Below are 20,413 nucleotides of genomic sequence, written 5' to 3' on the forward strand. Positions count from 1 at the left end.
TCATTGGTCTTGTAGTCCACATTGCACTGAACACCCGCCGCCTGCGCGGGAGTCGTACCGGTACTCAGCATGGCGAGGGGCAGGGCCAGTGCGGCGGCCGCGGCGGTCCACACCCGCCGAACGGTTCTGCGTTTGCGTCCGGGATCCATGAACTGGTTCCTCCTAGCGGCATACGGCTCAGGGAAGGACAAGTCTTGGCCAGTGGGAGCGCTCCCATAATGGGGACGCGGGTGGCGGCGGTCAAGCAGCTTGAAGAGTCGAAAGCACAGAAGCGTTTAGTTCAAAGGAAGTTGAGCGTTCCCTCTGGGCAACCGGGGCACTTGGCGCTAACTTCCTTCGCACCAGTGGGAGCGGTTCCATTCAGTGACGCGCCGGTGACGGCGCGCGAAACTGCGAGGAGTCGCTCATGCGACACCCCCCACCCTCACCTCACCCGCTCGCCGCAGGTGTGGACGTGGCCGCACGGGCCAGGCCCGGCACCGCGTTCACGGCCGGCGACCCGTCCCGCCGGGACGCTCCGTCGAGCCGTCCCTGACCCCGGGCCACGAGGCCGCACCGGCCTCGTGGGCGCCGAGCTGCGCGAACACCCCTGTGTGATCGATGACGTGTGCGCACCGACGTGTGCTGAACGACGTGTGCTGAACGACGTGTGGTCGACCACGTGTGCTCGACCAGTGGAGAGATCCCCAGAGCAGAAGGAACCCATTCTCATGAGTCGCACCAACATCTCGTTGCTCGCCGCGCTGGCGCTGTTGACCGGAGCCTCAGGAGCCGCGCTCCTCACGGCGCCGGCCGGGGCCGCCGCCGCTTCCGCGCCCTGCACGGTGGACTACAAGGTGCAGAACCAGTGGGACACCGGCTTCACCGCCGCCGTGACGGTCACCAACAACGGTGCCGCCAAGTCGGGTTGGTCGGTGGCATGGTCGTACGCCGGCAACCAGCGGATCACCAACGGCTGGAACGCGAAGGTCGGCCAGAGCGGGACCGCCGTGACCGCGGCCAACGAGAGCTACAACGGCACATTGGGCACCGGCGGTTCCGTCAGCTTCGGTTTCCAGGCCGCCTACAGCGGGACCAACGCCGTCCCGGCCGCCTTCAGCCTCGACGGCGTGACCTGCAACGTCGACGACGGAAGCGGATCGGGCGGCGGCACCGGCGGAGGCACGGGCGGGGGTACCGGAGGGGACACCGGCGGTGGTACGGGCGGGGGCACCGGGGGCGACACCGGCGGTGGTACGGGTGGCGGCACCGGAGGCGACGACGGCGGTGGCACGGACGGTCGCGTCGCCAACCCCTTCGTCGGCGCCAAGGGGTACGTGAACCCCGAGTGGTCGGCCAAGGCCGCCGCAGAACCGGGCGGCAGCCGCATCGCCGACCAGTCCACCGCCGTCTGGCTCGACCGCATCGCCGCCATCAACGGCGTGAACGGCGGCATGGGCCTGCGCGCCCACCTGGACGAGGCGCTGAAGCAGAAGGGCTCCGGCGAGCTCGTCGTCCAGCTGGTCGTCTACGACCTGCCGGGCCGGGACTGCGCCGCCCTGGCCTCCGCCGGCGAACTCCGACCGAACGACCTGGACAAGTACAAGAGCCAGTACATCGACCCGATCGCCTCGATCCTGTCCGACCCGAAGTACGCCGGCCTGCGGATCGCCACCGTCATCGAGCCCGACTCGCTGCCCAACCTGGTCACCAACGCCGGCGGCACCAACACCACCACCGACGCGTGCGTGACCATGAAGACCAACGGCAACTACGAGAAGGGCGTCTCCTACGCCCTCGACAAACTCGGCGCCGTCGCGAACGTCTACAACTACATCGACGCCGGACACCACGGCTGGCTCGGCTGGGACACCAACCTCGCCCCGTCGGTGCAGGAGTTCGCCAAGGTGGCCACCAGCAACGGCGCGAGCGTGCACGACGTGGCCGGGTTCATCGTCAACACCGCCAACTACAGCCCGGTCAAGGAGCCCAACCTCAAGATCACCGACACGGTGGGCGGTCAGACCGTCCGCCAGTCGAAGTGGATCGACTGGAACCAGTACGTGGACGAGCAGTCGTTCGCGCAGGGGCTGCGCGACAAGCTCGTCGCCGCCGGTTTCGACTCCGGCCTCGGCATGCTGATCGACACCTCCCGCAACGGCTGGGGCGGTTCGGCCCGGCCCGCCGGCCCCGGCCCGACGACCTCGGTCGACGCCTACGTCAACGGTGGCCGGACCGACCGGCGCCTCCACGCCGGCAACTGGTGCAACCAGAGCGGCGCCGGACTCGGTCAGCGGCCCACGGCCGCCCCGGCCGCCGGCATCGACGCCTACGTGTGGGTGAAGCCGCCGGGGGAGTCGGACGGCAACAGCGCCGCCGTCCCCAACGACGAGGGCAAGGGCTTCGACCGCATGTGCGACCCCACCTACGGCGGCAACGCCCGCAACGGCAACAACCCCACGGGCGCCCTGCCCGACTCGCCGCTCGCCGGGCACTGGTTCTCCGCGCAGTTCCGGCAGCTCATGCAGAACGCCTACCCGCCGCTGCCGTGAACCCGCTACCCGGTGACCCCCGTTACACGGTGACGTGGTGACGCGGTGACGCGGTGAACGTCCGTCGGGTCGGGCCCTCGCGGAGGACCCGACCCGACGGAACCAGACCCGTCCGGGCGCCGCGGACGCGGGGGGAACGCGGGCGCGGGGGACCGTGGGCGCGGCTCCGCCGGGGACGGCCGGGGATGCCGGGGGGACTCCTGGAGGCGGCGCTGGAAAAGGGTTTGAGCGCGGTCAAGTCCCCCTGATACTTTCGCGGCGGACCGTGAAATCGTCGTTGGGAGGTGAGCCCCGTGAACGCAGTTACCCGTGGGTGCTCCCTCAACCCGTCACGGTCCGGCGGCTGACGTTCGGTGTCGCCAGGAGCGCCTGAGATCGAGGCACTCCTGGAAAGGGACTCCGATGAACACACCCTCCTTCACCTCCAACCTGAGCGACGACGCGGTGACGATCACGCGCGTCGCGGAACGGCACTGGCACGCGCTCGACGACGACCTGGTCGTCGGCCGCGGGCATGCCGAACACCGGCCCGACGGACGCCTGTTCGTCACCGTCGACGCCTGGCACGAGGCCGTCTTCGACCGGCTCGCCGAGGCGATGCTGGCCGACCTGCCGACGCCGCTGTACACGATCGTCGACGAGGCCGACGCCGAGCTGACGGCGGGCTGGCGACGGGCCGGATTCTCGACCCGGCGCCGTGAGCGGGAGTACGTCGTGCCGACCGACCCACGGGTCACGGGGCTCGAAGGGGCCGTGCCGCCCCCGGGCGTCACGATCGTGCCCGCCGGGGAGACGGACGAGCGTCTGCTGCGTGCGGTGGACCGCGCGATCCGTGACGAGGTCGAGGCGACCGTCGGCTGGCAGTCGATGCCGGCGGAGGTCGTCCCCCGTCCCGCGGGGGAGACCATCGTCGACCCGTCGAAGTACGCGGTCGCCGCGGCGCCGGACGGCTATCTGGGCCTGATCCGGGTGGTGAGGGTGATCAGGCCGCGCATCGGGCTGGTCGCGGTCCGCTCCGGTGAGCAGCGACGCGGCATCGGCCGGGCGCTGCTCGCCCACGCGCTGGGGACGCTGCACCTCTCCGGGGCCGCCGCGGCCTGGGCCGAGGTCCAGGAGTCCAACCGAGCGGCCTGCGCGCTGTTCGAGGGCATCGGCGCCCGGCCGGCGGGCAGCAACCTCGAGCTGGTGCGGCGATGACGAAGAACAGGAACGTCATCGAGGTCGAGGGCAGGGTCGTCGAGTGTCTGCGCAGCGCCATGTTCACGGTGCGGCTCGAGAACGGCCACCAGGTGCTCGCGCACATCAGCGGGAAGATCCGCAAGAACTACATCAAGATCATGCTGGAGGACAGGGTGCTGGTGGAACTCCCGCCGTACGACCTGACGCGCGGCCGCATCGTCTTCCGCTACCGGAACTAGGGCGTGTTTAAAAAGTCCCGACCCGGCCGACAAACGCAGCCCCTTGCGGCCGGCCTGATCCGGACGAAAGACCCTGGCGGCGTCGCGGACCAGGCGGTGAGGCGGCGGGGAGAGGGCGGTGCTCTCCACCCGGAAACCGTCACAAGACCGCCCGCAGCCCGGGCCGCACCGGCCGTGACCGGGGCGGCCCAGGCTGTCCGCGGCCTCAGTGGCAGACTGCGACACGACGGGGCCTACCCTGTCTGGATCGGCCGCACCGATGACGGACAGGCCGGTTGCGTCGTCGTCGACTTCCAGCTGCGTTCCGCCGACGGGTGAGAGGAAGGAGCCGCCGACCACCGGCCCGGGGCGGCGCGCCCGGGGCAGGGACCACGCTGCCCCCGCGGTGCGTCCGGTGATCGAGCGGCGATCGAGCCACGTCGTGCGCAACGCCGCCCGGCGGCGATGCGACTTACCTCGCCGGACGGGAACAGTCGGTCCGCAGGGCGTTGTTGCCGCTGGAGAGACCGGCGGCGCGGACGGCGGGCATGGTGATCGACAGCACGTCCCGACGTGCTCCGGGGCCGGTCCGGTAACGCCCCGTCGTCCGGCGTCTGGTAGTGAGGGGCGACCCCTTCACCCCGCCGCGGACTCGGACCATGCCCTTTTCCCACAGGAGGACTGACTCATGAACGACTCGCCCTTGACGCTCATGGCGGTGCACGCCCACCCCGACGACGAGGCCACGGGAACCGGAGGCGTGCTCGCGCGGTACGCGGCGGAAGGCGTGCGCACGGTGCTCGTGACGTGTACCGACGGCGGATGCGGCGACGGGCCCGGGGGCGTCAAGCCGGGCGATCCGGGACACGATCCGGCGGCCGTCGCCCGGATGCGACGAGAGGAACTCGCCGCGAGCTGCGACGTCCTGAAGATCGACCACCTGGAGATGCTGGACTACGCCGACTCCGGGATGATGGGCTGGCCGACCAACGACGCCCCCGGATCCTTCTGGCGGACCCCCGTCGAGGAGGGCGCCGCCCGCCTGGCCGAGCTCCTGAGGCGTTACCGGCCCGACGTGGTCGTCACGTACGACGAGAACGGCTTCTACGGTCATCCCGACCACATCCAGGCCAACCGCATCACCATGGCGGCGCTGGAGATGACGGACCTGACGCCGAAGGTGTACTGGACCACGGCCCCCCGCTCGATGATGCAGCGGTTCGGCGAGGTCATGCGCGAGTTCGGCGGGGAGACGCCGGAGCCGGATCCCGCCGAGGCCGCCGCGCTGGCGGAGATCGGGCTCCCCGACGACGAGATCACCACCTGGGTGGACACGTCCGCCTTCGGCGGCCAGAAGTTCGACGCGCTGGCCGCGCACGCCAGCCAGGGCGAGAACATCTTCTTCCTCAAGATGGGCCAGGAGAAGTTCACCGAGCTGATGGGCGTCGAGACGTTCGTCCGGGTCCAGGACGCCACCGGCGCGCCCGTCCCCGAGAACGACCTCTTCGCCGGGCTGCGTTGATCCGCCGCCCCCCCCGGGCGCCCGAGGGAGCTCACGGTCCTGAGCTCCCTCGGGCGCCTGCGTCCGTCCTGCCGCCCCCCCGCGCGCCCGCGTGCTCCGGTCCGGACGCACGCGGTGCCGCTGACGACCCTCCCGGCGTCCGCTCGTCACGGGTGCCGGCCCACCGAGACGGTCCGGGGGGGTAGACCGGGCCCTGGTGGGTACTTGCGTGCGGCGTGCCTCGGTGACCGGGGTCCCGCCGCACATGGTGTTCCGAAGCATGAGGAGATGGAATGAGGCTCCGCGAGTCGGCGCTGGCGCTGGCCTCCCGGTGTACGGCCGAGGTGCTGTCCGGCCGCTACCGCCTGGACGCCCGCATCGGATCGGGCGGCGCGGCGGACGTCCATCGCGGTTACGACCTGCGGCTGCGGCGGGCGGTGGCGGTGAAGGTCTTCCGCTCCGGCGCGGGGGGCGAATCGGACAAGGGCTTCGAGAGCGAGGCCGTGATCCTCGCCCGGCTCCAGCATCCCGGGCTGGTCACCGCCTACGACGCCGGACGGCACGACGGCCGCGCCTACCTGGTCATGCAACTGATCGACGGCAGCACGCTCAAGGCCCGCATCGCCGAGGGCGCCCTGCCCTGCCGGGACACCGCGGCCCTGGGCGCCGACCTCGCCCGGGCCCTGGCCCACGCCCACGAGGCGGGGATCGTGCACCGCGACGTCAAACCGTCCAACATCCTCCTCGACGCCGCCGGCCGCCCCCATCTGACCGACTTCGGCATCTCCCGCATGGTCGACGCCACCACCCGCACCGCCACGGGCGTCCTGGTCGGCACCGCCGCGTACCTCTCCCCGGAGCAGGTGCTGGGCCATCCCGTCGGCCGCCCCGCCGACGTCTACGCCCTCGGACTCGTGCTCCTCGAATGTCTCACGGGCCGGCTCGAGTACGACGGCGGCCCTCTCGAGGCGGCGATAGCGCGGCTCCACCGGGCCCCGGTGCTGCCCGGCGGCCTTCCCGGCGAACTCGCCGCCCTGCTGCGGGACATGACCGCCCTGGACGAGCTCACACGTCCCACGGCGCTCGACTGCGCCCGCACCCTGGCGGCCTTCGCGGATTCGCCGCGCCCCGAGCCCGCCGGACCCACCGCGGCGACGACGGCGATGAGAGCGAGGACGCCTGCGGCCAGGGCGGCGGGGCCCGGGAGGACGCCGTCGGCCGGTGCCCCGGCTCTCCTGTCGGCCCCGGCGCCGAGCCGGAAATCCGTGCGGGGCGACGAGGCGACGCACCGGGGCGGGACGCCGGCCACGGAGCGCCCCGCCCCGGCGACCGTCGGCGCACGGCGCCGGGTGCTGGCGGGCGGAACCGTCGCCCTGGCCACGGTCATGGCCGCCGCCCTGGCGGTCACCGACGGCTTCTCGGAACAGGGCGGCCACGGGATCACGGCACGGGCGGCCGGCCGTCCTGCCGGGCACGGCGATCCGCAGTCGGGCTCCTCCGGCGGCGACAGCGCCTCCCCGACACCGGGGAGGCCGCCGGCCTCGGCCGGGGGCGCCTCCCACCAGCCCTCGCGGGAAGCCGCTTCGGCGCGCGGCAGCTCAGCCGCATTCGCCGGCGCGCGTCCGGACCCGGCAGGCCCGACCGGCGGGCCCGCCGACCGCGCCCAGGCCGGGCGGACGGCGGCGGCGCCCGGCCCACGGTCCGGCAAGGCGGCGAAGCCCGGAAAGGAACGGGAGGCGAAGGCGGCGCCGAAGCCCGCGGGGAAGAAGCAGCGGACTCCGGGCACGACCGACTGACCGCGTCCGGACCGGCGCGGGACGATCCGGTCCGGCGCGGGACGATCCGGTCCGGCGTCGGCCGGTGCCCGGCGCCGGCGCTCCGTCCCCCTGACCGGATGCGTCAGGCGATCCGGTCACTGACTGGCAAGGGACCCGGTAGGAAGATCCAGTGCTCCGGCGCACTCGATACATCCTATGTCTAGCGGGTTTCGCCGTCGGTGTGCTGATCTCTCCGACTCGCCCTCCTCTCGAGAATCGCCGATTTCCTGCCAGTCCAGGGCCATGCCGGGACCGTGTGGTGCCTTGCGGGGAGAGGGGCAATCTCGTCTCGGCTATAGACGCGGCGGTCGTCGATCTCCTATAAATCCATCCGATGTCTTCTCGCGTTCACGTGAGGAGACGCGGAGTGCGGGCCGCTGGGCCGGCGTTCCGGTCCTGGCGTTCTGTCATCCCCCACCTCCGACAGATGGAGCCGCACCATGTCCTCCGACGCTCTCAGCAGACGCTCGGTGATGAAAGCCGCCGCCCTTGCCGGAGGGGGCGTCGCCCTCGGGCTGCCGCAGGCCCTGTGGCCCTCCACGGCCGAGGCCTACAGCGTCCCCTCGAAGATGGACTGGTGGTACCGGGCCAGGTTCGGGATGTTCATCCACTTCGGGTCCTACTCGCAGCTCGGCCGGGGCGAGTGGGCGTTCGACAGTCAGCGGTGGAGCAAGGCCGACTACCAGGTCCGGGTCACCAAGGACTTCGCCCCGGCCCGGTTCGACGCCGACGCCATCGCCGAACTGGCCGAGCACGCCGGAATGAAGTACCTGGTGATCACCGCCAAGCATCACGAGGGCTTCGCGATGTGGAACTCCGACGTCCCCGGCTTCACCGACACCACGGGCGCCGAGCAGTACAACCTGCACGACTACAACGGCTTCCGGGGCGACCCGCTCATGGACCTCAAGTCGGCGTGCGAGAGCCGGGGGATCCGGTTCTGCCTGTACTACTCGATACTCGACTGGAACCACCCCTCCCAGACCGACCGTCACCAGGGCGGTCTCACCACGATGGCCTCGCAGGCCGCCCGCACCGCCTACATCGCGGACATGAAGGCGCAGCTCCAGGAGCTCCTGGACCGGTACGACCCGGCCCTGCTGTGGTTCGACGGCGACTGGTTCGGCGAGCCGGCCGACCCCACACTGGAGGACTGGTGGCTGTCGTCGGACGGCGTCGGCCTCTACGACTGGCTGATCGCCCGCAAGCCCGGCCTCGTCGTCAACGAGCGGGTCAAGCGGGACCACGGCCTCGGGGACTACGCGGTCGCGGAGTTCGGGATACCCGCGGAGCCGATGGGCCGCCCCTGGGAGCGGTGCTCCACCATGAACGGCGCCTGGGGCTACGACGCGTCCCGTGAGAACTCCTACCGGCCGGTGAAGGACGTCGTCCAGGAACTCGTCACGGTGGTCTCCCGGGACGGCAACCTCCTGCTGAACATCGGCCCCAGGGGCGACGGTTCGGTCACCCCGGGAACCCGGACCGTCCTCGACGGCCTGGCCGCGTGGATGTCGACGCACGGCGACAGCGTGCACGGGACCAGCGGCAGCCCGTTCGCCGCCGAACCCTCGTGGGGGAAGATCACCAAGAAGGACGGCAAGCTCTTCGCCCACGTCTTCACCTGGCCTGCGGACGGCCGGCTGCGGATCCCGGCGATCGACAATGCGATCAGCCGCGTCCATCTGATGAACGACCCGTCGGTGTCCCTGCCGTACACGGTCACCGACCAGATCGTCGTCACCGTGCCGGCCGCGGCGCCCGACGCCGCCGACTCCGTGGTGTGCGTCGAGGTCGAGGGGATGCCCGTGCGGGTCGCGGCCACGGTGTTCGGGGACGTCGGCTACGGGGGCGCCCGCGCCGTGCTGCCGCTGGGCGACTACCGGGCGTCCCAGCTGTCCGCCGCCGGTCTCGGGCCCGCCATGATCTCCTCCCTCCTGCTGCCCGACGGCTACCGGGTGACGGGCTACTCCGGCGACGACTTCACCGGCACCGCCTGGACGTTCGCCGCGGACACCCCCGACCTGCGGGCGACCGGCACCAACGACGCCATCGTGTCGCTGAGGGTGACGTTCGGCCCCGACAGGTACTTCCGCCTGGCCAACGTCACGAACCACCTGGTGCTGGACAGCGGCGGCAAGGTCGCGGGCGGCTCCCCCCTGAAGCAGTGGGAGGCGGTGGAACACACCAACCTCCAGTGGCGGGCGATCGAGCTCGGCAACGGCTACTACCGGCTCGTCAACCGCACCAACGGCATGGTCGCCGACGGCTGGGGCGCCACCGCCGACGGAGACCCGGCCCGGCAGAAGGCCTGGGACGGCGGCGACACCCAGCAGTGGCTGATCACCGACCGAGGTCAGGGCCGGTACTCCATCGCCAACCGCAGCACGGGTCTCGTCCTCGACGGCGGCGGCATGGTCGCGGAGGGGACGGTCGCCAAGCAGTGGACGTGGCAGCAGAGCACCAACCTGCTGTGGACGTTCCGTCCGGTGGCCTGACCCGCGCCGCCCCGCGGCCGCACGGCCGAAGCCGCGGCCTGCGGGCGCGCACGAGTCGGTGGGCGCCCGCCATGCCACGGCGGACGCCCGGGCCGGTCAGCGACCGAGGGCGTGCGTCAGCTCCTGTTTGTTCATCGAGGAACGACCGCTGATGCCGCGCTTGCGCGCCTCCGCGTACAACTGGTCCCTCGTCGGCCCCTGCGCGCCCCGGTGCGAGCGCTCACCGCCGCGTCGCGACGCGGACTTGGGGTCCTGGACCGACGTCCTGCTCGCCGTCCTCGACTCCCCGGAGCGGGCCCGTTCCTTGTTGACGGTGCGCGCCGCGATCTCCTTGGCCCGGCCCTTCGAGGCGCCGCGCTTCTCGGCGCCCTCCTTGATGTGCTCGTACTGGCGCTCGCGCTTCGCGCTGGAACCCTGGGGCATGACGGTCTCCTTTCGGGCGGGTGCGGCCGTGGTCGGCCGCACCCGCGTCCCGGCTGACGTTCGCGTCCCCGCCGTCCGGCGCCCGGCGCCCGGGCCGGGAACGCGCTCACCCCATCTCACGCAGGGGCCCGCGGGGTGTGCGAGCAGGCAGCCACCGAACGGATGAAGGAGCCAGGCGCCGCCGTGCGCGCGTCCGGCCCGGGCCCCGGGAGGGAGATCGGCAAAGGGGGCGCTGACCAGCCGAGACGTGACCCGTCGGGCGTTGTCAGTACACGACGGCGAAGGTGGCGTCCGCGCGGTCGGTGGCCGTGGCGATCGGGTCGATGCGCAGGACGTAGTCCGCGTGCCGGATGTAGCGGGTGGGGAAGTTGTGCGAGCGGAACGACGCCCACGTGGAGTCGGCGAGGCCGGCCTCCTGGTGGAAGGTGGCGTCCTGGGCGAACGTCCCGGTCCCGTCGTTGACGTCCAGCCTGAGCTGGTAGCTGTAGTGCCGCAGATAGCGGGTCGGTTGGGTCAGGGACTGGAAGGACACCCCGGACCCGTCGGCCAGGCCGGGGACGAGCTTCCACTGGGAGTCGGTGAACGGGTCGAAGGGATAGGCGTCGATGCGGCCGACGTAGTCCGCGTGCCGGACGTAACGTCCCGGGAAGTTGTACGACTTGATCCTGTTCCACGCCGGGGCGCCCCACTTGGCGACCATGTTGTCGTACACGGTCGAGGAGATCGGCTGGATGCCGCAGTGCTTGGAGTTGAGCGGCTGGGTGTAGAGGCGCTGGTCGAGGGCGGTCCAGGAGCCCGCCGCGAGGTCGCCGCTCTGCCAGGCGTAGAAGACGCCGTTGGGCGTGTACGTGTCGCCCCACAGGTACCAGGATCCCGAGGTGAGGGACCTGACCAGGGTCGGAGCCTCGGTGCCGCCGTGCGAGACGGCGGTGCTGAACGGCGTGAAGCTCCCCGGGTTCAGCGACGTGGAGCGGGCGCCGACGAGCGTCCCGTTCTTCTTGAAGTACAGGTAGTTGACGCCGTTCACCCCGACGGCCATGTCGCCGTCGATCACGTCGTAGCCGGGGTCGAAGAAGACCTGAGGGGCCGAGGCGGTGACGAAGTCGGTCGTGTAGTTGACCATGATGACGTTGTGACCGCTGCTGTTGACGGCGGAATAGATGAGCGCGTACTGGCCGCGGCCCGCGTCCCAGAACGCCTCCGGCGCCCAGCTGTGGGTGTTCATGTCGTGCAGTTTCAGCCGGTGGTAGCCGGTGAAGGTGCGCAGGTCGGTGGAGTTCCAGACGTGGACGTACTGGCTGACGTAGTTCCAGTCGGTGCCCTTGAGGTCGGTGGCGAGCACGACGAAGGTGCCGTCCTGCTTGCGCAGGATGAACGGGTCCCGCAGGCCCAGGGCGCCCTCGGTCGGGGTGACCACCGGCTTGTTCTGGTTCAGCGGCGTCCACTGCAAGCCGTCCCGGCTGACGGCCAGGTGCAGGCCGTAGTCGGCTTCCAGCATGGTCGTGGACTCGGTGAAGTACGCCATGGCGTACGCCGAGTCCGCGGCGTGGGCGGCGCCCGCCCCGAAGGACAGGTCGGCGGCCACGGCGGCCAGGGGGACACCGGCGGCCATGCCGAGGAACCGTCGACGGGACGGCGGGGAGTCGGGCCGGGGACCTGTGCTCATCTGCTCTCCAAGGGAGCCGTGCGGACGGGCGGAAAGCGTGTGCTCGTCCGGTATATCGGACATGGTTCGGCAGTTCGGTCAGAAGGTAGGGGTGAGGAAGGAGTGGGTCAATGGTTCTGTCGTCCGTCGCCGGACTTTGTGCCGGCGGCCCGGGACACGGAGCGGCCATTCGCCCCGCCCGCCCGGCCCCGTCCCGCCCCATCCCGTTCCGGGGCGCACCGTGTGGGCGGCGCGCGGGCGGCCGCCCGTCGCTTCTCTGGCGGTGACAGCGGGAAACCCGCTCGACCCCGGCGCCCGCCGGACGTGATCCTTGGGCATGGAGTTCTTCTGTCACCACCGCGACCGGGCCGGCTCCCTGGGACTACGCGACGAACTGCTGGAAGCGCACTGGGCCTATATGGACGGTTTCGCCAACGAGTTGATCGCCCGCGGGCCGACCTTCGCCGACGACGGCGACACGCCCACCGGCAGCGTGCACATCGTCGACCTGCCCGATCCCGCGGCGGCCCGCGCCTTCGCCTTCGACGAGCCGAACCACCAGGCGGGCGTCTACCGGGACGTGCTGCTGCGACGGTGGCGCAACACGCTGGGGCGCACCATGTGGGACTTCCCCGGCGGCCGGACCGGCGGCAACCGGTATCTGGTGCTCGGCCTGGGGGAGGGGGAGCCGGTCGACCTGGAGGCGCCGCCCGGCCGGGACGACCTGATCGCCCATGGGCCCCTGCTCTCCGACGACGGCGCCACCTGGCTGGGCACGGCGGTGCTGCTGCGGGCCCCCGACCCGCGGGCGGCGCGCGCCGTCCTGACCGTGGACCGGTACGCCGAGGTGGAGGTGCACCACTGGCAGTTCGGCGGGCGGCCCACCTGAGGAGGGACGCCCGGGCCTGCCGGGGCCCGGGCGACGTCGTTCCGTAGGTTCGGGCGCCGCCGGCGGCGCGTCGCCGGTGACGGCAGCGCTCTGCCGTTATACCGTTGTGATCAGCAGTCGTGGTTCCGAAGTCCCGTTCGCCCGTGATTGCCGTCACGGGTGTTCTTGCTGTTCAGCGTCTCTCCGGACCAGGGCGATCACCTCCCGGTCACGCAGGGTGCGTGCCGGTCTTCCCTCGAAGGAGACGGTCATGGCCAAAGGCACTGTGAAGTGGTTCAACAGCGAGAAAGGCTTCGGGTTCATCGAGCAGGAGGGCGGCGGCCCCGACGTCTTCGCCCACTACTCCAACATCGCCAGCCAGGGGTACCGCGAGTTGCAGGAAGGCCAGAAGGTCGAGTTCGACGTGACCCAGGGCCAGAAGGGCCCGCAGGCGGAGAACATCCGCCCCGCCTGACGCCCGGTTCACCAGGCCCGGCGCCCCGCACGGGGACGCCGGGCCTTCCCGTGCCCGGCGTCGCACGACGAGCGGGCGGGCGTACTCAGCCGAGGTGAGTACCCGGCCCCATGCCGGACGGACCCTCCCGACGCGAGGATCGGTGCAGCGGCGCGGACCACACGCGCCGACCGGATCCCGTTGTGACAGTTGCGGAGAATCTCATGTCCCGACGCATGGCCCTTTCCGTCGCCGCCGGCGCCGTCGTCCTCGTGGGCGCCGGCGCGTACGCCCTCGCCTACGCCGGCGAGCAGCCTCCGGCGCTGACCCACGCCACCGCCCGCTACACCGCCCCCGAGGGAGGCCGCGACGGCTCGCTGACCTTCACCGCCTTCGTCACGGCGTCCTCCGGCGTCAAGGACGTGAAGGTGCTGGCCTGGCCGCAGAACTCCTCGCTCGGGCGGGACGAGCCGACCGCGAAGGACATGGCCGCGGCGGAGCCGGCCGTCTGCAAGCCCTTCAAGAAGCACACCGCGACCTGCACCTACACCGTCCCGACCACCGCTTCCGACGCCGAGTCCGCACCGCGCGGCGTCTGGCACGTCGCCGTCCTCGCCACCGCACGCAACGGCACCATCGCCCTCGACGCCCGGGCGGCCGACTTCCTCGTCAAGTGACCGCAACGGCACGCCGCTTCGCCGGGGCGACCACGAGGGCGGGCGGTGGGGACGCCGGCCGGCGTCCCCACCACGGCGGACCGTGCTCAGCGGGTGTCGATCCAGCGCCGGACCGCGTCGTTGACGGTGTCGTCGAGGACGCTCAACGCCTCCACCGCGTGCAGGTCCCCGGCGGCGGGCGCGACTCCGGCCCGGATGAGTGCCGCGTGCAGTTCCAGACGTCGCCGGTCGGCGGGAGCCATCGCCGACGGCAGCCGCCGGCTCGGGTCGGGAGCAGGCCACAGCGGCTCCTCCTCGGCGGCCCGCCCCTGCGGCGGCACCCGCCAGTCCTCGTCCCCCCACTCCTGCGCCGACTCCGTCCCGCCCAGGGCCTCCCGCGCGTCGACACCGCAGCGGTAGGGGTCCAGGATCAGCCCGGGCACCGTCACGGCGGTCGGTGAATACTGCCAGTCCCGCATACAACCTCCAGCGTTCGGCGTTCGCTCGCAGTGCAGGAGGCGCTCAGGCCGGCCGGCAGTTGCGGGCCCGGCGGTGAACCACCCGAACGCCCCCAAACGCATCTCGTCACATCACCACGCCGCCCGGCGTCGCCGATTCGCCGCGCACACCCCGTGCGAGACGGGGAAGAAGGGCGGGGGTGCGGGCTCCCCGCCGCCATCCCCACCCCCGGTGGGGCGGCGCCGGGGGAAGGCCGCATACTCGGTGATCGTCGCGGGGCCGTGGGGCCCCGCACGCCGTGCGGTGCGAAGGGTGCTGGGGGACATGACCGACGTGAACGAGTTGGCCGCGGTGGACGTGGCCGAGGATCCTGCCGCGCCGAGACGCCAAGGCGGGGCTCTGGCGCAGTGGTTGCTGCGGCACAGGGTGCAGGCGGTCGACCCCGCGGCGGAGACCGGCGCCGGCGAGTCCCACGCCTGGTGGAAGGTGATGTGCCTGACCGGCGTCGACTACTTCTCCAGCCTGGCCTACGTACCGGCCATCGCCGCCCTCGCGGCCGGCGCGGTGTCTCCGCTGGCGACGCTCCTGCTCGTCCTGCTGACGCTGCTGGGGATGCTGCCGATGTACCGGAGGGTGGCCGGCGAGAGCCCGCACGGCGCAGGGTCGGTGGCGATGCTCGAGGACCTGCTGCCCTTTTGGCGGGGCAAGCTGTTCGTCCTGGTCCTGCTCGGGTTCGTGGTGACCTCGTGGATCATCACGATCACCCTGTCCGCGGCCGACGCCTCCGTGCACCTCGTGGAGAGCTCCTACGCCCCGCACGCCCTCCAGGGCCACGAGGTCGTCATCACCGTGACCCTCCTGCTCCTGCTCGGCGGGGTGTTCCTGCTCGGGTTCAGCGAGGCCGTGAGCGTGGCCATCCCCCTGGTCGCCGTCTTCCTGCTGCTCAACGCGGTGACCATCGGCGTCGGCCTGGTGGACGTGTTCACCGACCCGCACGCCCTCTCGGGCTGGACCGACGCGCTCACCCAGGGCCGGGGACTCGGCGGTCTGGCCGGCCCCGCGGTGCTGGCCTTCCCGCTGCTGGTGCTGGGACTGTCCGGGTTCGAGACCGGGGTGAGCATGATGCCGCTCATCTCCGCCGAGGGCCGGAGCGCCGAGCAGCGGCTGAAGTCCCGCATCCGCAACGCGCGCAGGCTGCTCACGACCGCCGCGCTCGTGATGAGCGTCTATCTGCTGGCCGCGAGCTTCGTGACCACCGTCCTCATCCCGCACAAGGAGTTCGAGGCGGGCGGCGCGGCCAACGGCCGGGCGCTCGCCTGGCTGGCCCACGAACACGTCGGGGAGGCCTTCGGCACCGCCTACGACATCAGCACCATCCTGATCCTCTGGTTCGCCGGAGCCTCCGCGATGGCCGGGCTGGTCAACATCGTCCCGCGCTATCTCCCCGGATACGGCATGGCCCCCGAATGGGGGCGTGCGGTGCGGCCCGTCGTGCTGGTCTACACCGCCCTGTGCGTCATCATCACGATCGCCTTCGACGCCGACGTCGACGCCCAGGCCGGCGCCTACGCCACGGGCATCCTCGCGATGATGGTCTCCGGCGCCTTCGCCGTCACCGTCTCCGCGCTGCGCCGCCGTCAGCGCGCCCTGTGCGGGGTGTTCGGCGTGCTCACCGCCGTCCTCCTCTACGCGCTGGTGGCCAACGTGGTCGACAAGCCGGACGGCATCACCATCTCGGCGATGTTCATCGTCGGCATCGTCATCGTCTCGCTGATCTCGCGGATCTCCCGCACCACCGAACTGCGCGCCGACGCGATCGAGTTCGACGAGACGGCCCGCCGGTTCGTGGCCGACACTCTGGCCCACGACAACGCGATCAACATCATCACCAACCGCCGCCAGGCCGGGGACGCCGCCGAGTACGCGGACAAGGAGCGCGAGCAGCGTGACACCAACCCGGTGCCCGGCCTCGCCGACGTCCTCTTCCTGGAGATCGACGTCGTGGACCCCTCCGACTTCAGCGAGACCCTCTCCGTCCGGGGCGTCGAGGTCGACGGGCACCGGATCCTGCGGGCCGAAGCCCCCGCCGCGCCGAACGCCATCGCCGCGATCCTGCTCACCCTGCACGAGACCACCGGCGTGCGGCCGCACTGCTACTTCGCCTGGGCCGAGGGCAGCCCCCTGACCCACATGTTCCGCTACTTCCTGCTCGGCCGCGGCGACACCGCCCCCGTCACCCGCGAGATCATCCGCCGGCACCAGCCCGACCCCGCCCGCCGTCCGGGCATCCACGTCGCGGGCTGACGGCGACGGGCAGACGGCGACCGGCAGACGACGGGGCGGGCGGCACCGCGCGGTGCCGCCCCCGGCGGAGAGGCCGGACCGGGGGCGCGGGCGGGCGCTACTTGCTGACGGCGAAACGCATCAGGGCGTGCTCGTCCCCCTGCTTGATCTTGCCCGTCACGTTGACCACCTCGAGTTTCCAACTGCCGCCGATCCGGACCGCCTTGGCCACGGCGCAGCCGTTGTCCTGGGTCAGCAGGCTGGGCCATATGTCGGCGACCTGCTGGGAGCTGCCGCCGGTCGCGTCGTAGACCTTGAAGCTGATGTTGCGCGCCTTCTGGAAGGAGCTGCCCTTCTTGTAGGCGGCGGCGACGAACACGATCGACGTGATCTGGGACGGGATCCGTGCGAACTCGACGGTCACCGTCTCGTCGTCCCCGTCGCCGTGGCCGGTCTGGTTGTCGCCGCTGTGCACGAGCGAGCCGTTGCCCATCGGGTCGAGCGAGTCGAGACCCGCGAGGCGCACCGGATCGCCGCCCTGCATCGCCACGGCGATCAGGTCCAGGTCGGTGCCGGACTTGCGGCGCAGCTTGCCCAGCACCCCGCCGCTGCTGCCGGCGGTGGGATCCCAAGAGACCCCGATCGTCAGGCGCGTGACTCCGTCCAGGTCGGCCGGGCCGTCTTCCTTGGTGAGGGTGATCATGTGTGGCTCATCCTTTTACGTGAAGGGACTACAACACGCAGAGCGTGTCCGAGGCCTTCCTGGTTCCCACCCCGCCCCCGGGACCGGGGGCTGTGCGCAAGCCGGATCGTCGCCGTGAATTGTCCGAATCCCTGCGTGTCCTGATCCGGGATCCTATGCTGATGTGAAATAGGACGATCTGGGGGGTTGCCTGATGCAGGCAGCAGGCAAGGCATTGAAGTCCGGGGCCCGGCGGCTCCTCGGGCGCGCCGGGTTCGACATCGTGCGCAGCGGCGACAACCGGGGCGGCGTCGACGACTTCCTCCCGTTCGAGGCCACGATGCGGGCCGCGCGGTCGTCCGGCATGTCGGTCGGCGACCACATCGACGCGGTCATGAACGGCACGCCCGGCGCCACCCAGTCGACCATCGACGAACTGCGCGCGCTCGGGGTCTACGCCGACCACCCGGCCGCGGTGCTCGAGATCGGTCCGGGGTCCGGGCGCTACCTGGAGAAGACGCTGAAGGAGTGCGCCCCCGAACGCTACGAGATCTACGAGACGGCGGCGCCCTGGGCGGGCTACCTGGTGGAGACGTTCGGCGTGGTCGCCCGGCCCACCGCGGGGTGCAGTCTGGCCCCGACGCCCGACGCCAGCATCGACCTCGTGCAGGCGCACAAGGTCTTCAACACCGTGACCTTCCTCTGCGCCTCCCGCTACTTCTTCGAGATGGCACGTGTCACGCGCCCGGGCGGACGCATCGTCTTCGACGTGATGACGGAGAACTGTCTCGACCCGCAAGCGGTGCGCGCGTGGGCGACACGGGGCGGCGAGGGCCACGGCTCCTACCCGGCCGCCATGCCCCGCACGATGTGCGTGGACCTCTTCGCGACCCTCGACTGCACCCTGGAGGCCGGTTTCCTGGCGCCCATGGGCGTCGCCTCCACGGAGGTCCTCGTGTTCCGGAAGGCGGCCTGACCCACAGCGGGGTCGCGGCCGGGACCGCCCGGCCGCGACGGGCCCACTGTGGGTCAGCGCACCCTGCCCCGGGGCTTCAGCGGCACCGAAGGGAGTTCCGGGGCGCGCAGCGGACTTCCGTCGTAGCCGGTGACCTCGCCGAAGCGGTTCCCCTTCGTCCAGTCCTCGCGGGCCTGTTCGATCTCGGCCTGGGTGCGGCCGACGAAGTTCCACCACATGACGAGCTCCTCCTCGAACGGCTCGCCGCCGAGCAGCATCAGACCCGCGTCCGACTCCGCCCGCAGGGGCAGTTCGGTGCGGCCGCAGCCGAGGTACAGCAGGGAACCGGGGAGCACGGGGACCCCGTCCACGTGCACCTCGCCGGACATCGACAGGACGCCGTACTCGAAGTCGGGCAGCAGCGGCAGCCGGACGTCGGCGCCCCGGGCGAGGGCGAGGTCGGCGCCGACGATGGGGGTGTACGCGGTCCCGGGTGACGTGGAGCCGTCGAGGTCGCCGAGCAGGACCGTCGCGGTGAGGCCGGGCGCCTCGACCGTGGGCAGGTCGGCGTGGTGCTCGAAGCGGGGGTCGGTGTGCCGGTGCGCGTCCGGCAGCGCCACCCACAGCTGCGCGCCGTGCAGGAGGCGGGCGTGCGCCCGTGGGCTCTCCTCGGAGTGGCTGATGGCGCGGCCCGAGGTCATCAGGCCGAGTTCCCGAGGCCGGATGGTCTGTAGGCTGCCGGTCGAGTCGCGGTGCAGCACCTCGCCCTCGTGCAGCCAGCTGACGGTCTGCAGGCCCATGTGGGGGTGCGGCGGGACCTGCATGCCGGGTTCGTCGGCGATGTCGTCGGGCCCGTAGTGGTCGACGAAGGCCCAGGCGCCGATCATGCGGCGGCCGAGGTTGGGCAGCAGCCGGCGCACCTCGGTCGACCCGCCCAACGTCAGACGGCGGGGGCTCAGCAGCTCGCGGACGGGTTCGGCGACGACGAATCCGCGGCCGCCGCACACACTCGGCACCGGCGAGCGGTCAAGGTTGCTCATGCGGTCAACCTAGCGCTCGTGCGGGGGTGCGCGGGACGCGGGAGCCGCCCGGCGGACCCGCGGGATCCGCCCGTCGGTTCCTGCGGACGCCCGGTCGCGGGGATGCCCAAGGCGGGGACGGTGTCCGCTCGTGCGGCGTCCGAGTAAGGGGAGCTCCGTGACGCAGCGCCCTGTCCACGGCCGCCCGTCGTGCGGCCGTCCGTCGTGCGGCCGTCCGCTGACCGGTCAGTCGGTCAGGGCGGCCGCGAGTTCCGTGCTCGCCCGCTTTATCTCGGTGTCCGGCTCTGCCAGAAGCTGGCGCAGGACGTCGCGCTGGTCGCGGACGGCGCGGCGGGCCGCGCGCTCCCACGCCACGTAGTTGTCCGGGTGGTGCAGCAGTTTGGGGTAGGCGACGGCCGTGGTCTCCCACTGCCGGGCGTCCGCGATGCTCTTCAGCAGACGCAGGATCTTCGCGCGGCAGGTGACCTGGGGGAGGCGGACGAGTTCCCAGAGGAAGGGCACCGTCGCCGCCGTTGCCTCGTCCACGACGAAGCCGAACTGGCAGATGCGCCGCCGGAGTTGACCGAACGCCGAGTCGGCGCTGTCGGCGTCGCCCCGGGCCAGGATGGTGAGCAGGACGGGGATGCCCGCGGCGGATCCGGTGGAGTCCTTGATCTCGGGCCACGGCACGTGTCCCAGGTCCGCGAGCGGTGCGGTTCTCTTCGTGGCAGTCATGTCCGGTGTCTGGTGGAGGTCGGGGATCAGGGCTGGTGGCGGGTCGGCAGCATGGCCCAGACGGTCTTGCCCACCGGGCAGCGACGGGTCCAGCCCCAGTGCTCGGAGAGGGCCTCGACGATGTGCAGTCCGCGGCCGTGCTCCAGGAGGTCGTCCCCGGTGCACGGGTAGACGGGCAGGCTGTCGCTCGGATCGGTGACGGCGCACACCAGGTGCGAGCGGCGCAGGGTGAGCCTGAGCCGTACGCGGAGCCGGTCCGCCGAGGCGTGCGGCAGGCCGTGCAGGACCGCGTTGGCGGCGAGTTCCGTGACGACGGTGACCGCGTCGTCGCGGCAGTGGTCCAGGGACCAGCAGCCGAGGGTGCGGTGGGTGAAGTCCCGTGCCCGGGCGAACTCCTCACGGCTGCCCACGAGCTCCAGGGCGGCGGTTCTGGGCGAGTCGCGGACGGAGACGGACTCGTGGCTCCGGAGCTGCGCTGGTGAGGGCACGGGGC

The 20,413-nt window shown here is 71.7% G+C and carries 18 protein-coding genes; 11 read left to right on the plus strand and 7 right to left on the minus strand.

Annotation, left to right across the window (positions count from 1 at the left end):
• The first annotated feature begins 710 nt into the window (after positions 1 to 710).
• From KMS84_RS08745 to KMS84_RS08770, 6 genes are all read left to right on the plus strand, one after another.
• Complete coding sequence (locus KMS84_RS08745; protein ID WP_256915523.1) at positions 711 to 2,531, plus strand: glycoside hydrolase family 6 protein; 1,821 nt, start codon at positions 711 to 713, stop codon at positions 2,529 to 2,531.
• Positions 2,532 to 2,933: 402 nt separating this feature from the next.
• Complete coding sequence (locus KMS84_RS08750) at positions 2,934 to 3,728, plus strand: GNAT family N-acetyltransferase (protein ID WP_256915524.1); 795 nt, start codon at positions 2,934 to 2,936, stop codon at positions 3,726 to 3,728.
• The gene (gene infA / locus KMS84_RS08755; RefSeq protein ID WP_256915525.1) at positions 3,725 to 3,949 is read left to right on the plus strand and encodes a translation initiation factor IF-1; all 225 of its coding nucleotides are present in this window, start codon (positions 3,725 to 3,727) and stop codon (positions 3,947 to 3,949) included. The genes KMS84_RS08750 and infA overlap by 4 nt, the downstream gene beginning before the upstream one ends.
• A 667-nt stretch (positions 3,950 to 4,616) precedes the next feature.
• On the plus strand, positions 4,617 to 5,450 hold the full coding sequence (locus KMS84_RS08760; RefSeq protein ID WP_256915526.1) for a PIG-L family deacetylase: 834 nt from the start codon (positions 4,617 to 4,619) through the stop codon (positions 5,448 to 5,450).
• A 272-nt stretch (positions 5,451 to 5,722) separates the two neighbouring features.
• The gene (locus KMS84_RS08765; protein ID WP_256915527.1) at positions 5,723 to 7,225 is read left to right on the plus strand and encodes a serine/threonine-protein kinase; all 1,503 of its coding nucleotides are present in this window, start codon (positions 5,723 to 5,725) and stop codon (positions 7,223 to 7,225) included.
• A gap of 461 nt (positions 7,226 to 7,686) precedes the next feature.
• A complete protein-coding gene (locus tag KMS84_RS08770; RefSeq protein WP_256915528.1) occupies positions 7,687 to 9,741 on the plus strand; it encodes an alpha-L-fucosidase in 2,055 nt (684 codons plus the stop codon).
• A gap of 96 nt (positions 9,742 to 9,837) precedes the next feature.
• Here KMS84_RS08770 and KMS84_RS08775 read toward each other — a convergent pair whose 3' ends face one another.
• Together KMS84_RS08775 and KMS84_RS08780 are read right to left on the minus strand one after the other, a co-directional pair.
• The gene (locus KMS84_RS08775; protein WP_256915529.1) at positions 9,838 to 10,164 is read right to left on the minus strand and encodes a plasmid stabilization protein; all 327 of its coding nucleotides are present in this window, start codon (positions 10,162 to 10,164) and stop codon (positions 9,838 to 9,840) included.
• Positions 10,165 to 10,429: 265 nt separating this feature from the next.
• Entirely contained in the window at positions 10,430 to 11,830 is a 1,401-nt protein-coding gene (locus KMS84_RS08780) for a glycoside hydrolase family 43 protein (protein WP_256915530.1), read from the minus strand.
• A 316-nt stretch (positions 11,831 to 12,146) separates the two neighbouring features.
• Between KMS84_RS08780 and KMS84_RS08785 the strand changes: the two genes are divergently transcribed.
• From KMS84_RS08785 to KMS84_RS08795, 3 genes are all read left to right on the plus strand, one after another.
• Positions 12,147 to 12,698 (plus strand): YciI family protein, encoded by a 552-nt coding sequence (locus KMS84_RS08785; protein ID WP_256915531.1) that lies wholly within the window; start codon positions 12,147 to 12,149, stop codon positions 12,696 to 12,698.
• Between the two features lie 250 nt (positions 12,699 to 12,948).
• On the plus strand, positions 12,949 to 13,152 hold the full coding sequence (locus KMS84_RS08790) for a cold-shock protein (RefSeq protein WP_014670069.1): 204 nt from the start codon (positions 12,949 to 12,951) through the stop codon (positions 13,150 to 13,152).
• Positions 13,153 to 13,355: 203 nt separating this feature from the next.
• The gene (locus KMS84_RS08795; RefSeq protein ID WP_256915532.1) at positions 13,356 to 13,808 is read left to right on the plus strand and encodes a DUF5707 domain-containing protein; all 453 of its coding nucleotides are present in this window, start codon (positions 13,356 to 13,358) and stop codon (positions 13,806 to 13,808) included.
• An 86-nt stretch (positions 13,809 to 13,894) separates the two neighbouring features.
• On the opposite strand, the gene KMS84_RS08800 is transcribed toward KMS84_RS08795, so the two are convergent.
• Entirely contained in the window at positions 13,895 to 14,266 is a 372-nt protein-coding gene (locus KMS84_RS08800) for a hypothetical protein (RefSeq protein WP_256915533.1), read from the minus strand.
• A gap of 304 nt (positions 14,267 to 14,570) precedes the next feature.
• Here KMS84_RS08800 and KMS84_RS08805 point away from each other — a divergent pair, with 304 nt between their 5' ends.
• On the plus strand, positions 14,571 to 16,550 hold the full coding sequence (locus KMS84_RS08805; RefSeq protein ID WP_256915534.1) for an APC family permease: 1,980 nt from the start codon (positions 14,571 to 14,573) through the stop codon (positions 16,548 to 16,550).
• A 97-nt stretch (positions 16,551 to 16,647) separates the two neighbouring features.
• Here the strand turns inward: KMS84_RS08805 and KMS84_RS08810 are convergent, their stop codons facing one another.
• Positions 16,648 to 17,232, minus strand: a complete 585-nt coding sequence (locus KMS84_RS08810; RefSeq protein ID WP_256915535.1) for a TerD family protein — start codon at positions 17,230 to 17,232, stop codon at positions 16,648 to 16,650.
• Positions 17,233 to 17,425: 193 nt separating this feature from the next.
• On the opposite strand from KMS84_RS08810, the gene KMS84_RS08815 reads away from it, so the two are divergent.
• Entirely contained in the window at positions 17,426 to 18,187 is a 762-nt protein-coding gene (locus KMS84_RS08815) for a methyltransferase domain-containing protein (RefSeq protein WP_256915536.1), read from the plus strand.
• A 53-nt stretch (positions 18,188 to 18,240) separates the two neighbouring features.
• Here KMS84_RS08815 and KMS84_RS08820 read toward each other — a convergent pair whose 3' ends face one another.
• From KMS84_RS08820 to KMS84_RS08830, 3 genes are all read right to left on the minus strand, one after another.
• On the minus strand, positions 18,241 to 19,206 hold the full coding sequence (locus KMS84_RS08820) for a pirin family protein (RefSeq protein WP_256915537.1): 966 nt from the start codon (positions 19,204 to 19,206) through the stop codon (positions 18,241 to 18,243).
• A 225-nt stretch (positions 19,207 to 19,431) separates the two neighbouring features.
• Positions 19,432 to 19,920 (minus strand): hypothetical protein, encoded by a 489-nt coding sequence (locus KMS84_RS08825; RefSeq protein WP_256915538.1) that lies wholly within the window; start codon positions 19,918 to 19,920, stop codon positions 19,432 to 19,434.
• A 26-nt stretch (positions 19,921 to 19,946) separates the two neighbouring features.
• Positions 19,947 to 20,408 (minus strand): ATP-binding protein, encoded by a 462-nt coding sequence (locus tag KMS84_RS08830; RefSeq protein WP_256915539.1) that lies wholly within the window; start codon positions 20,406 to 20,408, stop codon positions 19,947 to 19,949.
• Positions 20,409 to 20,413: the final 5 nt, after the last annotated feature.

Source organism: Streptomyces hilarionis (assembly GCF_024539675.1).
GTDB classification, from domain to species: Bacteria; Actinomycetota; Actinomycetes; order Streptomycetales; family Streptomycetaceae; genus Streptomyces; species Streptomyces hilarionis.

What these genes read in the sequence shown, in the direction of transcription:
- KMS84_RS08805 (WP_256915534.1), top strand. Translation starts at nt 14,571, where the DNA reads ATGACCGACGTGAACGAGTTGGCCGCGGTGGACGTGGCCGAGGATCCT.
- KMS84_RS08775 (WP_256915529.1), bottom strand. Translation starts at nt 10,164, where the DNA reads ATGCCCCAGGGTTCCAGCGCGAAGCGCGAGCGCCAGTACGAGCACATC.
- KMS84_RS08795 (WP_256915532.1), top strand. Translation starts at nt 13,356, where the DNA reads ATGTCCCGACGCATGGCCCTTTCCGTCGCCGCCGGCGCCGTCGTCCTC.
- KMS84_RS08750 (WP_256915524.1), top strand. Translation starts at nt 2,934, where the DNA reads ATGAACACACCCTCCTTCACCTCCAACCTGAGCGACGACGCGGTGACG.
- KMS84_RS08790 (WP_014670069.1), top strand. Translation starts at nt 12,949, where the DNA reads ATGGCCAAAGGCACTGTGAAGTGGTTCAACAGCGAGAAAGGCTTCGGG.
- KMS84_RS08770 (WP_256915528.1), top strand. Translation starts at nt 7,687, where the DNA reads ATGTCCTCCGACGCTCTCAGCAGACGCTCGGTGATGAAAGCCGCCGCC.
- KMS84_RS08825 (WP_256915538.1), bottom strand. Translation starts at nt 19,920, where the DNA reads ATGACTGCCACGAAGAGAACCGCACCGCTCGCGGACCTGGGACACGTG.
- KMS84_RS08815 (WP_256915536.1), top strand. Translation starts at nt 17,426, where the DNA reads ATGCAGGCAGCAGGCAAGGCATTGAAGTCCGGGGCCCGGCGGCTCCTC.
- KMS84_RS08810 (WP_256915535.1), bottom strand. Translation starts at nt 17,232, where the DNA reads ATGATCACCCTCACCAAGGAAGACGGCCCGGCCGACCTGGACGGAGTC.
- KMS84_RS08745 (WP_256915523.1), top strand. Translation starts at nt 711, where the DNA reads ATGAGTCGCACCAACATCTCGTTGCTCGCCGCGCTGGCGCTGTTGACC.
- KMS84_RS08780 (WP_256915530.1), bottom strand. Translation starts at nt 11,830, where the DNA reads ATGAGCACAGGTCCCCGGCCCGACTCCCCGCCGTCCCGTCGACGGTTC.
- KMS84_RS08820 (WP_256915537.1), bottom strand. Translation starts at nt 19,206, where the DNA reads ATGAGCAACCTTGACCGCTCGCCGGTGCCGAGTGTGTGCGGCGGCCGC.
- KMS84_RS08760 (WP_256915526.1), top strand. Translation starts at nt 4,617, where the DNA reads ATGAACGACTCGCCCTTGACGCTCATGGCGGTGCACGCCCACCCCGAC.
- KMS84_RS08765 (WP_256915527.1), top strand. Translation starts at nt 5,723, where the DNA reads ATGAGGCTCCGCGAGTCGGCGCTGGCGCTGGCCTCCCGGTGTACGGCC.
- infA (WP_256915525.1), top strand. Translation starts at nt 3,725, where the DNA reads ATGACGAAGAACAGGAACGTCATCGAGGTCGAGGGCAGGGTCGTCGAG.
- KMS84_RS08785 (WP_256915531.1), top strand. Translation starts at nt 12,147, where the DNA reads ATGGAGTTCTTCTGTCACCACCGCGACCGGGCCGGCTCCCTGGGACTA.
- KMS84_RS08800 (WP_256915533.1), bottom strand. Translation starts at nt 14,266, where the DNA reads ATGCGGGACTGGCAGTATTCACCGACCGCCGTGACGGTGCCCGGGCTG.